Source organism: Staphylococcus sp. FSL K6-0223 (genome assembly GCF_038008285.1).
The window spans coordinates 303,299-319,295 of record NZ_JBBOYX010000004.1 but is presented as its reverse complement, the minus strand read 5'-3'; the positions used below and the strand labels follow the sequence as shown (position 1 = coordinate 319,295).

Annotated in this window: 19 protein-coding genes; 11 read left to right on the top strand and 8 right to left on the bottom strand. The window is 32.9% G+C overall.

Annotated features, from left to right (window positions below; genetic code table 11):
* Positions 1-14: 14 nt before the first annotated feature.
* A complete protein-coding gene (locus MHI13_RS22295; protein WP_002434088.1) occupies positions 15-758 on the top strand; it encodes a cyclase family protein in 744 nt (247 codons plus the stop codon).
* Between the two features lie 391 nt (positions 759-1,149).
* Here MHI13_RS22295 and MHI13_RS22290 read toward each other — a convergent pair whose 3' ends face one another.
* The 3 genes from MHI13_RS22290 to MHI13_RS22280 are packed head-to-tail and all read right to left on the bottom strand — an operon-like array spanning position 1,150 to position 3,688.
* Complete coding sequence (locus tag MHI13_RS22290; protein ID WP_002469647.1) at positions 1,150-1,797, bottom strand: 3-oxoacid CoA-transferase subunit B; 648 nt, start codon at positions 1,795-1,797, stop codon at positions 1,150-1,152.
* A gap of 4 nt (positions 1,798-1,801) precedes the next feature.
* A complete protein-coding gene (locus MHI13_RS22285; RefSeq protein ID WP_064210506.1) occupies positions 1,802-2,497 on the bottom strand; it encodes a CoA transferase subunit A in 696 nt (231 codons plus the stop codon).
* A 3-nt stretch (positions 2,498-2,500) separates the two neighbouring features.
* The gene (locus MHI13_RS22280; RefSeq protein WP_002434102.1) at positions 2,501-3,688 is read right to left on the bottom strand and encodes an acetyl-CoA C-acetyltransferase; all 1,188 of its coding nucleotides are present in this window, start codon (positions 3,686-3,688) and stop codon (positions 2,501-2,503) included.
* Positions 3,689-4,091: 403 nt separating this feature from the next.
* Between MHI13_RS22280 and MHI13_RS22275 the strand changes: the two genes are divergently transcribed.
* Positions 4,092-4,478 carry a VOC family protein gene (locus MHI13_RS22275; RefSeq protein WP_002434067.1) on the top strand — a complete coding sequence of 129 codons (387 nt, stop codon included), beginning with the start codon at positions 4,092-4,094 and terminating at the stop codon, positions 4,476-4,478.
* Positions 4,479-5,020: 542 nt separating this feature from the next.
* Here the strand turns inward: MHI13_RS22275 and MHI13_RS22265 are convergent.
* Positions 5,021-5,221: a YozE family protein gene (locus MHI13_RS22265; RefSeq protein ID WP_016898412.1), complete on the bottom strand. Its 201-nt coding sequence runs from the start codon at positions 5,219-5,221 to the stop codon at positions 5,021-5,023.
* A 334-nt stretch (positions 5,222-5,555) separates the two neighbouring features.
* Here MHI13_RS22265 and MHI13_RS22260 point away from each other — a divergent pair, with 334 nt between their 5' ends.
* The 5 genes from MHI13_RS22260 to MHI13_RS22240 all read left to right on the top strand — a co-directional run bounded on the left by MHI13_RS22260 (position 5,556) and on the right by MHI13_RS22240 (position 9,758).
* Complete coding sequence (locus MHI13_RS22260) at positions 5,556-5,759, top strand: helix-turn-helix transcriptional regulator (protein ID WP_002434049.1); 204 nt, start codon at positions 5,556-5,558, stop codon at positions 5,757-5,759.
* Positions 5,756-6,475, top strand: coding sequence for a DUF3169 family protein (locus MHI13_RS22255; protein WP_002434141.1), 720 nt, complete (start codon positions 5,756-5,758; stop codon positions 6,473-6,475). The genes MHI13_RS22260 and MHI13_RS22255 overlap by 4 nt, the downstream gene beginning before the upstream one ends.
* 36 nt (positions 6,476-6,511) lie before the next feature.
* Positions 6,512-7,354 (top strand): ABC transporter ATP-binding protein, encoded by an 843-nt coding sequence (locus MHI13_RS22250; RefSeq protein WP_002434510.1) that lies wholly within the window; start codon positions 6,512-6,514, stop codon positions 7,352-7,354.
* Positions 7,354-7,989 carry an ABC-2 transporter permease gene (locus MHI13_RS22245; protein ID WP_002434506.1) on the top strand — a complete coding sequence of 212 codons (636 nt, stop codon included), beginning with the start codon at positions 7,354-7,356 and terminating at the stop codon, positions 7,987-7,989. Before MHI13_RS22250 ends, MHI13_RS22245 begins: the two co-directional genes overlap by 1 nt.
* A gap of 410 nt (positions 7,990-8,399) precedes the next feature.
* Positions 8,400-9,758 (top strand): MFS transporter, encoded by a 1,359-nt coding sequence (locus MHI13_RS22240; protein ID WP_064210505.1) that lies wholly within the window; start codon positions 8,400-8,402, stop codon positions 9,756-9,758.
* A gap of 76 nt (positions 9,759-9,834) precedes the next feature.
* On the opposite strand, the gene lepB is transcribed toward MHI13_RS22240, so the two are convergent.
* The 4 genes from lepB to MHI13_RS22220 are packed head-to-tail and all read right to left on the bottom strand — an operon-like array spanning position 9,835 to position 11,674.
* Positions 9,835-10,410: a signal peptidase I gene (gene lepB / locus MHI13_RS22235; protein ID WP_002434115.1), complete on the bottom strand. Its 576-nt coding sequence runs from the start codon at positions 10,408-10,410 to the stop codon at positions 9,835-9,837.
* Positions 10,411-10,435: 25 nt separating this feature from the next.
* Positions 10,436-10,597 carry a VraH family peptide resistance protein gene (locus MHI13_RS22230; RefSeq protein WP_002434595.1) on the bottom strand — a complete coding sequence of 54 codons (162 nt, stop codon included), beginning with the start codon at positions 10,595-10,597 and terminating at the stop codon, positions 10,436-10,438.
* Between the two features lie 25 nt (positions 10,598-10,622).
* Positions 10,623-11,279, bottom strand: a complete 657-nt coding sequence (locus tag MHI13_RS22225; protein ID WP_064210504.1) for a hypothetical protein — start codon at positions 11,277-11,279, stop codon at positions 10,623-10,625.
* A 14-nt stretch (positions 11,280-11,293) separates the two neighbouring features.
* Positions 11,294-11,674 (bottom strand): hypothetical protein, encoded by a 381-nt coding sequence (locus MHI13_RS22220; protein ID WP_002434626.1) that lies wholly within the window; start codon positions 11,672-11,674, stop codon positions 11,294-11,296.
* 684 nt (positions 11,675-12,358) lie between these two features.
* Here MHI13_RS22220 and MHI13_RS22215 point away from each other — a divergent pair.
* The 4 genes from MHI13_RS22215 (at position 12,359) to MHI13_RS22200 (ending at position 15,963) form a co-directional block, all read left to right on the top strand.
* Positions 12,359-12,760 (top strand): YxeA family protein, encoded by a 402-nt coding sequence (locus tag MHI13_RS22215; protein ID WP_002434100.1) that lies wholly within the window; start codon positions 12,359-12,361, stop codon positions 12,758-12,760.
* Between the two features lie 13 nt (positions 12,761-12,773).
* Positions 12,774-13,172: a YxeA family protein gene (locus MHI13_RS22210; protein WP_064210503.1), complete on the top strand. Its 399-nt coding sequence runs from the start codon at positions 12,774-12,776 to the stop codon at positions 13,170-13,172.
* 162 nt (positions 13,173-13,334) lie between these two features.
* Complete coding sequence (locus tag MHI13_RS22205; protein ID WP_002434458.1) at positions 13,335-14,093, top strand: ABC transporter ATP-binding protein; 759 nt, start codon at positions 13,335-13,337, stop codon at positions 14,091-14,093.
* Positions 14,083-15,963 (top strand): FtsX-like permease family protein, encoded by a 1,881-nt coding sequence (locus tag MHI13_RS22200; protein WP_002434032.1) that lies wholly within the window; start codon positions 14,083-14,085, stop codon positions 15,961-15,963. Before MHI13_RS22205 ends, MHI13_RS22200 begins: the two co-directional genes overlap by 11 nt.
* The last annotated feature ends 34 nt before the right edge of the window (positions 15,964-15,997 follow it).

Below are 15,997 nucleotides of genomic sequence, written 5' to 3'. Positions count from 1 at the left end.
CAGAGGTGATGCTTATGACAAACTATCCTTTATGGGAGCAACTCAATCAACTTAAAGAGGCCCAATGGGTCGACTTAACTCATACGTTCGATCCAGACATTCCTCGCTTTAGTGAGTTTGAAAAAGGCGAAGTTTCAACACTCTTTAACGTCAAAGATCATGGTTTTTACGTTCAACGATGGAATATCGTTACTCAATATGGTACACATATCGATGCGCCTATTCATTTTGTGGAAAATAAGAGATATTTAGAAGAGTTAGACTTGAAAGAACTAGTATTACCACTCATTGTCTTAGATTACTCTAAAGAGGTTGCAGATAATGCAGATTTCATCGTGACACGAGAACACCTTGAAGAATGGGAAAGTCAGCACGGCAAAATTGAAGCCGGTACCTTCGTCGCACTCCGTACAGATTGGTCTAAACGTTGGCCAGATATAGATCAGTTTGAAAACAAGGACTCCGACGGCAACCAACATTTACCTGGCTGGGGTTTAGATGCGTTAAAATTTCTTATCGAAGAACGTGGCGTAAAATCTATAGGCCATGAAACGTTTGATACCGATGCCTCAGTTGATACTGCTAAAAATGGAGATATTGTAGGAGAACGTTATATTCTAGGTAAAGATACATTCCAACTTGAATTATTAACAAACTTAGATCAACTCCCTACAAGAGGGGCCATTATTTACGCAATAAGCCCTAAACCTAAAGATGCACCCGGCTTCCCTGTCAGAGCATTCGCAATCAAACCATAAAAGTAAAAAGATTTGAGCGATTCTATTTAAAACAATCAACTATCGAGTATATCAATCATTTAAAATAACATACTCAAACACTTTGGTAAGCTTTGAGCCGGCTTGCCAAAGATTCATAACTCAAGGTGCAACACAGCCTTAACAAAAATTAAGGTCGTACATCACCTTTTGCCATGAGTTACATGCGCGAATCTTAATGAAAGAGCCATTCATTACATCATCGCCCAATCTAACCTTCCTATTTTAATAAATATAATAAAGCTTTAAGTGATATCGTAGTAGAGTATCACTTAAAGCTTTTATAATGTAGCTATTAATTTTTCAAATCAGTATTAAAATGATGAAAACCAGAAAGAGGCGTCTTAATTCAACTTTCCCTTCACAGTCGCATTTACTTCAAACAATTCACAAAGTGTGCTTCTGTTTTATCTTCAACTTCTTCAAGTGTCACACCATCTTGTAACTCAACCAAACGCATCTGACCATCAATAAAATCAAATACGGCTAAATCGGTAATTAATCTAGATACAACACCCACACCAGTTAAAGGTAAATCACATTGCTTTTTCACCTTAGACGCACCATGTTTATTGGTATGGAACATAATCACCACAACCTTTTTAGCACCAACAACTAAATCCATTGCGCCTCCCATACCTTTGACGAGTTTGCCAGGAATCATATAATTCGCTAAATCGCCTGTTTCAGATACTTCCATACCGCCTAGAATTGCTAAATCTATATGTCCACCTCGAATCATCGCAAAAGATTCTGCATTATCGAAATAACTCGCCCCTTTTGCGACTGTCACTGTTTCTTTGCCTGCATTGATCAAGTCTGGATCTAGCTCGTCTTCAGTCGGATAAGGGCCTATACCAAGTAAACCATTTTCCGATTGAAAATAAACATTCTCTACACTTTCAGGCATCGCATTCGCTACCAATGTTGGCATACCAATACCTAAATTAATGTACATATCACTTTTAATTTCACGTCCTGCACGTAGCAAGATTTTCTCTTTAGGTGTTAATTCAGTCATGCGTTTAACCCTCCCTTAGCGTTCTTTTTTCGATGCGTTTTTCAAAATTTTCACCTTCGAAAATATAATCTACATAGATACCTGGGAGATGCACCTGATTAGGATCAATTTCACCAACATCAACAATTTTCTCTACTTCAACAACGGTTGTCTGAGCAGCCATCGCACATAATGGATTAAAATTACGTGCTGTTTTATTAAATATTAAATTTCCAGCTGTATCCGCTATATCAGCTTTTACGATGGCAAAGTCTCCTTGAATCGCTTCCTCCATGACATATTCACGGCCATTAAATACACGTGTTTCTTTACCTTCAGCAATCTCAGTACCTACGCCTGTTGCAGTGTAAAATGCGGGAATCCCCGCACCACCTGCACGTAATTTTTCTGCTAATGTTCCTTGAGGTGTAAGCTCTACCTCTAACTCACCTGAGATAAATTGCTGTTCGAATAATTTATTTTCACCTACATAAGAACTAATCATCTTATCAACTTGTTTATCTTGAAGTAACACACCAAGGCCAAAGTCATCTACACCACAATTGTTACTAACAACAGTAAGTCTCTTTGTACCACGCGCTTTAATAGCTGCAATACTGTATTCGGGAATGCCACATAAGCCAAACCCACCAGCAAGTACAGTCATACCATCTTCTAAATGTTCAAAGGCAGTTTCTATATTAGTAATGACCTTACCCATACATTATTCCTCCTCATAGTGAGAGACAACAGTCGCGATGCCTTGTCCTCCACCGATACATAATGAAGCTATACCAGTTTTTGTTGTTTCATTCAGTTGATGTAATAACGTTACAAGTATACGCGCACCTGATGCACCGATAGGATGACCTAGCGCAATTGCGCCACCTTTCACATTTACTTTATCTTGTGGTAGTTGAAGTTCGCGATCAACTGCCAATGATTGAGAGGCAAAGGCTTCATTTAATTCGAAAACATCAATATCTGAAACTGATTTATTCGAGCGCTTCAATGCTTGACGAACCGCTTCAACAGGACCAATCCCCATGATTGATGGATCCACGCCACTCGTGCCGAAACTATCAAGAATTGCAATCGGCTTAACACCTAAGGCTTTTGCTTTCTCTTCAGTCATCACTAACATCGCAGCCGCACCATCGTTAATACCGGACGCATTACCAGCTGTTACTGAACCATCCTTTTTAAAGGCAGGACGTAACTTGCCTAACTTATCTGCTGTTGTGCCTTGGCGAATACCTTCATCTTGTGAAACAACGATAGGATCACCTTTACGCTGAGGTACCTCAACCGGCACAATTTCAGCGTCAAACCCACCAGTTTCTTGTGCATGCGCCGCCTTTTGTTGAGATTGAGCTGCGAATTGGTCTTGTTCCTCTCTACTGATTCCATATTTTTCAACTAAATTCTCCGCAGTAATCCCCATGTGGTAATCGTTGAATTTATCCGTTAAACCATCACTTACCATACTATCTTCTAATGTTTGATTGCCCATTTTGAAGCCAAAGCGACCATTTTTTAATAACATTGGTGATTGCGACATACTCTCCATGCCACCTGCAATAACGACCTCATTATCACCTGCTACGATAGATTGATATGCAAGTTGAATTGCTTTCAATCCAGAACCACATACTTTATTCAATGTAAATGCCGGCGTAGCTTCAGATAATCCTCCTTTAATAGAAGCAATACGAGCAGGATTTTGTCCTTGGCCTGCTTGTAAGACATTGCCCATAATCACTTCATTGATTTCATTTGAATCTATACCTGTATTTTTAACGATGTGCTTGATGACTGTTGCACCTAAATCATATGCAGGTACATCTTTGAATGCGCCTCCAAATACGCCAATAGGTGTACGATATGCTTCTGCTAGAACTACTCGTGTCATGTATTATTCATCTCCTTATTATTTATCTTTTTATTCTGAAAATGGGGGTCGAACCACATGTCAGTCTCATGTAATTTTCCCTAATCTATAAAACAGTAAAACGTCTATATATTAAATATGAATTTCACCTGAATTACTGTTCTTTAAGGTACGATTTAAGTATGTATTCATACATCGCGCGTTCCCACTCATTACTGACAATAGTACCAAAATTTAGCTTTAATTTTCCAGAAACAATACATGTCTAAATAGATAAAAATGATTTAACATGATTAAAACGTTTAACTTGTCATTTTAAGACTGACCTTTCATGAAATATTACCTTAATTAATCATCCAATATTATGTATAACACAAAAAATATAAGGGAATTATTTAAAAAGTAGATAAAGGGGGAGAAATATATGGATATTATTGCAAATAGTATATTCGTAGAAAATCAAGAAGAAGCATTACAATTTTATACAAACGTTTTAGGCTTTAAGAAAAAACGCGATGAACCTGTCGGAGAGGGATTTCGCTGGTTAACACTTGTCTCTCCAACACATCAAGATGGTACAGAATTAATTCTAGAACCAAACGGCAATCCCATTTCTAAAGACTATCAAGAGCGCCTATATGAAGCTGGGATTCCAATTACAATGTTTGGTGTTAAAGATGTACAACAAACATATGAAACGTTATTAGAGTCAAATGTGAACTTTAAAGTTACACCTACCACGATGGGTAGCGTTAGAATGGCTATTTTTGATGATACTTGTGGTAATTTAATTCAAATTATTGAAAATTAAATAAAAAATTAAGAAGAAATAGCAGAGTTTAACACGGCCGGGTAGACTGACCGCATGATTAAAACTCATATAACTATTTCTTCTCGATTTTACATGTCATGTTATGAATATAAGGTGAGAACTATTGTTGATTATTATGAATTGAGAAATGTATACTTACTTTCCTTTACATTTGCCGTATTACTTATTAATTGAAACATCATCAACTGAATCTTTTAGCTTTTTCATTTCACTATCTAAAAACTCTTGATGAGGTACATCGAAATACTTACTTAAAACAAGTGCATCTTCCATTTTGGGTTCGTTCTTACCATTTTCCCATTCCCAAATATGATGAACTTCATATTTAGTACCAAATTTCTTGTTTAAGTCTTCTACAAGCTCTTTAATTTCTAAATTATTTTTTCTCGAATATTGTGTAAATTATTCATACTCAACACTCCCTGAAAGTCTTTTATACACATCACTTAAATACTTTGTTAAGTCTCTTTACTTTTAGAGAATTCATTTTCAATAAATGATAATAGTGATGGTAAAACTAACTACTTCTGTTGATACGTTTCAATAGCCTGATGGATTGTATCATGTAAACTTGGTTCTTCAAGCCAATGATGAAATCTTTCAATGATGTCTCTAGGGGTAGAGATATCTTCAGGAAAATCAATATCTTTCATACCTTCAAATAAATCGCCAAAATGACTTTTCTCACCTTCATAGTTTTTCATGAAGTTATAAAAACTCACCACTTGCACCTCCTGCATTTCATAACAATAGATATATATTAACAAAATATATACATTTCCAAAATACATTTGTTTTAATTTATTAGCGAAAAAATGTAAATAAACATTACAATTAATTGAATACATTTTTTAAATTAAATGTAACGGCAATATTCCTTTAACAATCGCTCGTTTAGTTCGAGTAAAGACAACCACAATCCCTTTCCCTCTTAAACTTTTAGCAGACATTTAAATTAACTTAAATGTTTTGACATTAATGCGCGTCAATTTGACTAATATAATTGTCAAATTGACTAAAGTAATATATGTTATTGATGTAAGGAGTTGATAGAAATTGCGAAATCGACTTAAAGAATTACGTGCAAGAGACGGATATAACCAAACGCAACTTGCTAAGAAAGCAGGGATTTCAAGACAAACCGTTTCTTTAATTGAACGTAATGATTTCACACCTTCTATTTTGACAGCAATCAAAATAGCTAGAATTTTTAATGAACCAGTAGAAAACATTTTTATCATCGAGGAGGGAGATTTATGAAAGTAGGAAGATACATATTATTAACACTTATTGGAGGAATAATTGGGGGATTGATAGGTCTTTCTTTCGGCGGAATTAAAATTTTAAGTCTGACACCATTCACTCATTTTGCCAAAACTAACGTCGTTATCATAATTGCAACTATATCTTCAATAATCAATATACTTCTAACTTTATATTTATTTAAAGTACACAAAGATGCACTCAATTTAAAAGTTAAAACTAGGAATCACATTGATGATGAGTCTGCAGATTTATATGAGAAAAAGGCATTTCTAAAATCGATGAAAAGTGACTTTATCTATTCAATACAAATACTAATCAGTCTACTAACTATTTTAATCGTTGTTTTAGGTAATGCGTCAGCAAAAAATATAATGTTTGTGATAATACCTTACGTTATTACAATTATTCCAGCTTTGATGATAGGATTTTTCATCCGAAAATTTGATCCTAGATATCCTAAACTAGGAGAGAAAAACTATATCGAAAAAACATTAAATTTATTCGATGAAGGTGAACGTCATATCACTTTAATTGCTATGTATAAATTGTATAGAGTTAACATCTCATTGATAATTGGAGGGTGTTTAATCGTTGGTCTATTCTCAATTTCTACAGGCATTAACCAAACATTGAGCTTAATCGTATTAATTATTCTTTTTGTTTATAACACTTTTGGTTATTTAACTAAAATCAATAAATTTTATAAATAATACTAAACATGTTTAATTTTTCAGGAGGATAGTCTTATGGAAAAGCTTTTAGATATTCACAATCTTAATAAGTCATATACAAATTCAGAATTTCGACTTTCAAATATTTCTTTTTCAATTGGACAGGGTGAAGTGATTGGCTTAATCGGTAAGAACGGATCAGGGAAGTCTACCCTCATTAATACAATTGTAGGAAATAGACATAAAGATAGTGGTTCAATTCGCTTTTTCGATGAAGAAGTGAGCGAAGAAGACGTTCAATATAAAGAGCATATTGGTGTAGTGTTTGATGATTTAAGAGTACCTAATAAATTGACTTTAACATCTATAGACAAAGTATTTACTAATATTTATAACACTTGGAATAGTGATAAATTCTTTTCATTGGTAAAGGAATTTGAATTACCAACACATAATCAAATCACTACCTTCTCAAGAGGTATGAGAATGAAAACAGCATTATCCATTTCAATGGCACATGACTCAAAGTTACTCATTCTTGACGAAGCAACTGCTGGGATGGATGTATCAGGCCGAGAACAAGTGATTGAAATTCTTGAAGATTTTGTGGCACAAGGTAACAGCATTCTAATTTCTTCTCATATTTCAGAAGATATAGAACAACTCGCTAATCAATTAGTATTTATGAGAGACGGCGAAATCATTTTAAAGGAAAGTAAAGAAGAACTACTCAAAAATTATGGCATTGTTGACCAACCTGTTGAATCATTTAATATTTCTAACGACTATTTGGTCGCGTCACGTCAAAGAAATCATAATAGAATTAGTCTTGTGAACAATCATCATGAGGTTCCCGAAGCCAAACAAATTAACAACATTGATGATGCAACTAAAATTATTATGAGAGGTGATAAATAATGAAAGGTTTAGTATTGAGTACTTTATATGCAACTAAAAAACCATTAATTATATATTTCATTGTTGGAATCATAGCAGCTATAATTATGACTTTTTTAAACCCAACTATGAGCGGTTTCATGGTAGTAGTATTATTGGTTTCATCTATTGCAGATAATTTCAAACGCGAAAAAGATTCTAAATGGATGTATTACGTCTCTACATTGCCTGTAAAACGTGCTGATTATGTAAAGAGTTACTATTTACTTTTTGGCGCTATCACAGTCATTTCTTTTGTGATTAGTTTTCCAATTGTATTAATAATTACTCACAGCTTAAATATGGCGTTGATTGCCTTTTTAGTTTGTATTGGTTGTACAGGACTATATTCCGCCTTATTCCCATTTACATTTAAATTCGGCCCTGAAAATTCAAACACAATCATCATGATTACCGTTTTCTTCATGATTATTATATATTTCGTATTCTATATTTTAGCAATTGCTTTAGGTGCACATCATAATAGTTCAATGACCAATATGTTAAGTAGTACAAATAGTTTACTTGTGTTTATTGTCTTTGGCATATTGGGGTTAGTGACTTTTGCCTTAACTTATATTTTATCTATAAAAATTTTTAATAAAAAAGAACTATAATAAGTTTCATATATCCCCTCACTATTACAATAGTGAGGGTTTTTTAGTATGGCTAAGATCATCCATTAATAACCTACTTTTTTATTTAATATGATTAAAAGCAATTATGCTTTAGATAATAGACTTTAATAAGGGATAAGAATATTTTTAAAATTAAATTCTAAATCTAAACAAATAGATTTTTCGCACAATTCTGGATATTATCAACATGTTATTATATGATGTGGATAACTTGAAGTTTATCTCTAAATGTTGCTATACAGGTGTTTGGGATTAGTTATCCATAAAGTTATCCACAATTATTAAATAAATATGTTAGTAATGTTAATAAAATTTTAACCTCAAGTTAATTGTTACTTAATGACACTCAATTACGCTTAAAAAGACAAATAATTTAAGGGAATGATAATATGGAAATCGTAAAAAATAAAAATGATTTATTTAGAATTATCGACCATGCAGACCAGAAACATACATCTAAAATTCTTCTTTTTATGATATTAGGCACGATTTTTTTAGATGCGTATGACATTACCATTTTAGGGACAATGACAGACCAGCTAACGAAAGAATTCCACCTATCTCCAACAATGCTTTCAGTGGTTATGACTTCCTTACCTATTGGAGCACTTTTTGGAGCCATTCTAGGGGGTTCACTTGCACATAAATTCGGGCGTAAGCGTATATTATCTGTCTCATTACTTATCCTTGTAATCACTTCTTTAGGCGCAGCACTTGCTCCTCATTTAGCTATTTTACTTATCTGCCGCTTCATTATGGGCTTCGCTATCGGTATGGATAGTCCTGTTGCATTCACTTTCATTGCTGAAATTAGTAATAAATGGCAGAAAGGTCGTAATGTTAACTATTGGCAGGTTGTATGGTATGTAGCAATCGTTGCCTCAGCTCTAGTAGTAATCGCCTTCTTTTTAATGGGTACAGGTGAACACTTATGGAGATTCGCAGTTGGCTTTGGTGCTTTGATTGCTTTAGTACTCTACATTTTACGTATTAATTATTTAAAAGAGAGCCCAACTTGGATGATTAATCACCACTCTCTTAAAGAAGCTACCAAGTATGTACGAAATAATTATGATGTGGATTTAAAACTTGAAGGTACGGGGGAGTCATTTTCCGAGAGTAAATCTTCAAAGCCATCTGGTACTGAAATATTTAAACCTAAATATTTGAAAAGGATTGTACTAGCAACAGCCATTTCAACATTACAGGGAATGCAGTACTATGGAGTAGGATTATATATCCCAATAATTGCAACTTACATAATTAGTAAAGATAAATTAGGCGTGCTATTAGGTACAGCTATCGTGAATATAGCAGGTATTATTGGTGCTTATGTAGGATCACAACTGACATATAAGGTAGGTACACGCCGACTCACAATGATTGGTTTCAGTCTTGTGTTAATCGCGATGGTTATGACGGGCTTGTTCTATCACAGTTTACCAATGATTATCAATACATTCTTAATCGCATTGTTCTTATTTGGACATTCTGGTGGACCTGGTACACAAGGTAAGACGATTGCGGCTTTATCATTCCCAACATATTTACGCTCACAAGCTACTGGTTTCGTAGAATCAGTAAGTCGTACGGGAAGTATTATCGGTACATTTGTATTTCCGATTATACTTGCAACTGTGGGATTAACAAATACGATGCTTATCTTAGCCATCGTTCCTTTAGTTGGTTTAATTATTACGACTGCATTGAGATGGGAAGCTGTTGGAAAGAATGTAGAGGACGAGTAAATATTATATAAAGAAAGCCTCTTAGCTAGACCTCCCTTAATTGAGGGTAGTCTAAATTGCTAAGAGGCAATTTTTATTAATTAGGGAAAGTACCTGGATTGAATCCGCCTTTCCATTTATTTAACGGCCAATATCTAAATAATACTTTACCAACAAGTTGATCTTTATCGACTAATCCTACATCATAACGACTATCAACACTATTTTGACGATTATCCCCTAATACTAAGTATTTATTTTTAGGGATTTTCATATGTCCATTAGCGCCTCTAACTGTTTTAGATTTAAAATTCTCAGTTAAATACTTTCCGACTTTATGTTTCTTATTATAATTTAAATATGGTTCCGACACTTTCTTATTATTTAAATATAATTGATCTTTCTTGTACTCTACAGTATCTCCAGGTTTACCTATTAAACGTTTAATATAGTCATCTTTTTTAGTTGCATGGAAAATAACGACGTCGCCAGAATTAATATGATTCAATGTTTTAGAAATTCGGCTGACCATCACTTTATCCCTGTCTTCAAAAGTAGGATGCATAGACTCACCTGAGACGGTATAGGAAGTAAACAAGAATTTCGTTACTAATCCAACAATGATAAGCGCTACTGCAATTGCAATAATCCATTCTAATATCTCTTTTTTCATGGTTTAGGCTCCTTGATTCTTTAAATTATTCTTCTTCAGTTGTGTGGATAAGGTAACCCACTCCTAACGCTGCAGGTATACCAATAAATGGTGTGAACATTGAACTAAATAATAAACCAAATACTAAGGTACATAAGATACCTAAATATCCACTTTTTTGTTCATTCTCAATAAATTTTTTTATCAAAGATTTAATTCTCCTTTAATGCTCACTATTGTACTATACCATTTTTAATTTTCACATTCTTACCGGTTTTAATTTTATCGTATTGTTTCTTTGGTACAACAATGACGCGTTTACCTTTATTCGTTTGTATAGTAACAGTGTATAATTTTTCATGAGGTTTCATTTGATTTTTTAACATATTCATTTGGTACTTCACACTACTTGTCTTACTCTGATTTTCATGAGAGGCAATGATATAGAAATACAACCAATTATTATAGTATGACGTCGCCATATATTGTGAAGTATATGGCGCACCTGAGCTGTATCGTCGTCTTGGTGCCATCATTGAACGTGCTTGTTGAGATTTAGTGTGATATGCATCTTGTTTATACTTCGAAGCATTTCTACTAGAAGCTATACTACTTGTTCTGGTTGCTTGTTGCGCAGCACGTTGGCTTGATTGTTGGGCAGCTCGTGACGCATTAGCTGCACTTGAGCGACTCATTGATGAACTAGATGATGTTGAGCCTCTTGCAGCTGACGAGGAAGCACTTGATGATGAACTACTACTTGAACTACTTGAGCTAGAACTACTAGACCCTCCTGATGTTGCAGCGTCTAATTCCGTTGATAACATACCAAGTGAGGCTGTAGTGATAATAATCATTAAACTTATAAATTTTAATATTTTACCTTTCATCAACTCACCTTTTCTTATTTAGATACTTCATCTTTAGAAACTGCTTTACCTTCAACATCATCATCGCCGTATGTCATGTAAGGTGGGCGATAGACATGAATTTTGCTACCATCTTTAACTATGTATGGTTTTTTATTTCCATCACTTAAAATATGTTCATAAACATGTTCTAAATCTGTTTTCTCTAAATGTGATTTCCCTTTATTATCTTTATATTTAATCTCTACATTTGGCGTATCTTCCCCACCATCGTTTAACACTTCATAATATACGTATTCATATTTATCTGATTTTTGACTTTCCTTCGAAGGTTCTTTCTGCTTTCCAGTTTCCCCACAAGCTGTTAGGATAAATGCTAAACTTAACAAACTAATTAATAGTATTAACCTTTTCATAAACATACTCCTTTATAGCCTTTAAAGTTTCATAAAAATTATAACAATTGTTTTTTAAATTCATATTAAGATTTAACCAAACTCAATGATTTACAATGTTATTTAACTGCATCATCTCATAAATTAATTATGTAATACAAATTGTTTTTTAATATCCCAAATAATTAAAAAATGTTGAGAATGAACATTAAAAATTCCCAACACTAGTTGATTACATCTATTTACTTTCTTTAAAACCTTTGCTGACTATAATATTGGTAATTAGCCAAATCAATTGGCAAATCATAGGCGCAAGAAATATTCCTATAAATAGAAAGGCAAATTTATATCCTTCCATTTCATTGTTTAAGCCATTCATTAAACCTAATACTAGTAAAATAAGTGCCACCACTATCCTAAAAATTGTAGACACCCACCATCAAATCCATGAAATTTTCATACTTTCACCTCACTTATAGTTAAGAAATATATTAAGTATGGCTATTGTTTCAACTTTTAAATTGATGTAATCATATCAAACAGTTCTAAAGGTTAAAACTTTCTTAATTACACATATGAGTATTTAATTTTATAAACCTTTCAACCGTGTAAGTTTCAATCGTTGATTTGTAAGATTAGATAAAGGCAACGTTACAATAAACCTCCTACAATGAAATTGTAATCATTTCAAAGGAGTGTTTATTCATGAAAGCATTAAAAATTTCATTAACTACTGTAGTAGTTATTATCTTATTACTAGTAGGATTACTTTTCGGATTAAAAGTTTATGGCAATCATCATCCCAATAACAAAGATGTTAAAAGTTTAAATATGGCTAACCCCTTAGAACCTACAAAAGAATATTATGTGAAGACGACTAAACCAATGAAACATAAACCTAAGCAATATGATGATGTTGATAACGTTTATAAGACTACTGGTTATGATGATAAAGGCAACAGTAAAAAAATCTTATACACAGGAATGAAAAAACTTAAACCAAATCATTATTTAAAAATTAAAGAAAAATTAAACACAGTGAGAAGCTATGAAGAAGTTAAAAAAGATGAAATTCCTAAAAAAGCAATGAGTAAATTAGAGAAATAAATGGTGAAAGATTATGAAAACGTTAAAGAAACTATCAATTACACTAGGCGTTTTTATTCTTCTAATTGGTGCGCTCATGCTAGTGGGTAAAATTTATAGTGAACATCATCCAAACGACCCCACAGTACGAGATTTAAATAAATATAATTTTATGATACCTAAAGAAGATTATTTTGTTAAAACTGATAAACCTGTTAAAAAAGAAAAATTCGGAACAGACTTCTATAATTATACTTATAAAACTGTTGGTTATGATAAAAAAGGTGATGGCAAGAAAATCACCTATACCGCAACTAAAAAATTAAAAACAAATCATTATCTCAAGTTAACAACAAAACAGGATCAAGTTTTAAGTTATTCAGAAGTTAAAAAAAGAGAGATTTCTGAAGCCGCAAATAAAAATTTAAATTAATTTATTTCCACGATCTTTTAAAAGGTCGTGGTTTTATTTTTATAAAGATAATTAAATCTTACATACCTGTAAGTTATAACAAGCAATTTGTAAGGTTAGATAAAGGCAACAGCCATAGATTCTCTCTACAATTTAAGTATAAACACATTGAGGAGTGAGAAGATGACGATATTAAAAGTTAACAAATTATCAAAAGTATATGGAGACAAACAAAAGTACCAAGCACTTAAAGATATCAGTTTTTCAGTTGAAAAAGGAGAATTCGTAGCAATCATGGGACCTTCTGGTTCAGGTAAAACTACATTATTAAATGTTCTTAGTTCTATTGATACCATCTCAGGAGGTTCTGTAGAAGTCGATGGTAATGAAATAAATAAACTAAGTAATAAAAAGCTCGCAAATTTCCGTAAAAAACAACTTGGATTCATTTTCCAAGATTATAGTGTACTGCCTACCTTAACCGTTAAAGAAAATATTATGCTTCCACTTTCAGTCCAAAAAATCCAAAAATCAGAAATGGAACAGAATTATAAAGAAGTGACAGAAGCTCTTGGTATTAATGACCTGGGAAATAAATATCCTAGTGAAATTTCTGGTGGTCAACAACAACGTACGGCAGCGGCTCGAGCTTTCGTTCATAAACCAAATATTATCTTTGCCGATGAGCCTACGGGTGCTCTAGATTCGAAAAGTGCTCAAGATTTACTTAATCGATTAGAAGATATGAATAAACAATTTAATTCAACGATTATCATGGTGACACATGATCCATCAGCAGCAAGTTTTGCTGAGAGAGTAATTATGTTGAAGGATGGTAATATTCATTCTGAAATTTATCAAGGAGACGACTCTAAACAAGACTTCTATCAAGAAATCATCAAATTGCAATCGGCATTAGGTGGTGTCACTCATGACGTTTAATCAAATTACGCTTAAAAATTTAAGACAGAACATCAAACACTATGGCATGTTCTTATTCTCTTTATTATTAAGTATCGTGCTTTATTTTAGTTTCTCAACTTTGAAGTATTCACATAGCATTAATAATTCAGGTTCTATGGGAATAATTCGAAAAGGATCTAGTTTCGGAGCATCAATTTTATTTATTATTATCATTATATTCTTAATGTACGCGAACCATTTATTTGTTAAAAGACGTACGAAAGAGTTTGCATTATTCCAACTTATCGGACTCACAAGAGGAAATATTCTTAGAATGTTAAGTATTGAGCAATTCGCGATATTTGTAATTACAGGTATCTTAGGCGTGCTCATTGGAATTTTCAGTTCTCAACTTTTACTTGCCATTGCTTCTAAATTGATGAAGTTAAAAGTTCATCTTTCAATAGGATTTGAACCCCAAGCACTAATCATTACTATCATAATGTTAGTCATTGCTTTTGTTTTAATACTTGTTCAGAATTACCTTTTCCTAAAAAGAAGAAGCATCTTAACAATGATGAAAGATAGTTCTCAATCTGAAGCCACTAAAGCACGTATTACAGTTCCTGAAATTATTGGTGGTATCCTAGGTATCTTAATGATAGCTTTAGGGTATTATATGGCAACTGAAATGTTTGGTGTATTTAAATCACTTACTAAAACATCAGCTACACCATTCATTATTTTATTCTTAACAATTGTCGGTGCTTACTTATTCTTTAGAAGTTCAGTGTCACTCATTTTTAAAACGATTAAACGTTCAAAGAATGGTCGTGTTTCAATCACAGATGTGGTGTGTACATCTTCTATCATGCATAGAATGAAGAAAAATGCGATGTCATTAACAGTCATCGCCATCATTTCAGCGTTAACTGTTACAATTCTTTGTTTTACAGCTATTACTAAAGCAAATTCGGATTATAATATTGAATCATCAACACCACAAGACTTTGACTTCTCAAAAGGTAAGCAAGCGCATAAATTTGAACAGCAATTAGATAAAAATAATATTAAACACGATAAACATACTTATGAGTCAATTAATCCTAAAACAGTTAAAGATAACGTTATGACATCACAAGATGATTCTGAAGGTTTCTCACAGAATACGTCAATGATTGTTAATAAAGATCTTAAAGGTAATAACGCTCGATTAACAAATACTAAAACCGCTATCGGAATGATGAAATTTAATATGAATCAAAGTATCACAGTTAAAGGTAAGTCTAAAACAACTGTAAAAGTAACAGATAAAGACGATTCCAAAGTTTATCCATCTGAATTATCATATGCAGCTCCTATAGTAGAAGTAAGTCCTAAAGTATACAACTCATTAAAAACAGATAAAAATACTGTGCGCGTTTATGGATTTAATATTAAACACCATAACGATATGAAAAAAGCTGAACGCATCGCGTCGAAAGTTGATCCAAATGTAACTTCTAAAGATGAATTGAAAAAAGTGGTGGACGCAACAAATGGTATTTTCATATTTGTAACTTCATTCTTAGGATTAGCGTTCTTAATCGCAGCTGGATGTATTATTTACATCAAACAAATGGATGAAACTGAAGATGAAATCGATAACTTTAAAGTCTTACGACGAATCGGATTTACTAATTCTGATATGTCTAAAGGGTTATTATTAAAGATTTTATTCAACTTTGGATTACCTTTAATTATAGCTCTACTACATGCGTTATTTGCGGCACTAGCCTTTATGAAGATTATGGGCAATGTAACGATGGCACCTGTATTCCTAGTAATGATTGTTTACACAGTCATCTACCTTATCTTTGCTCTTATAGCATTTATACACTCAAATCGTGTCATTAAGCGCTCAATTTAAAAAGGATTTTTCAAATAATTAATTAAAAAAGGAT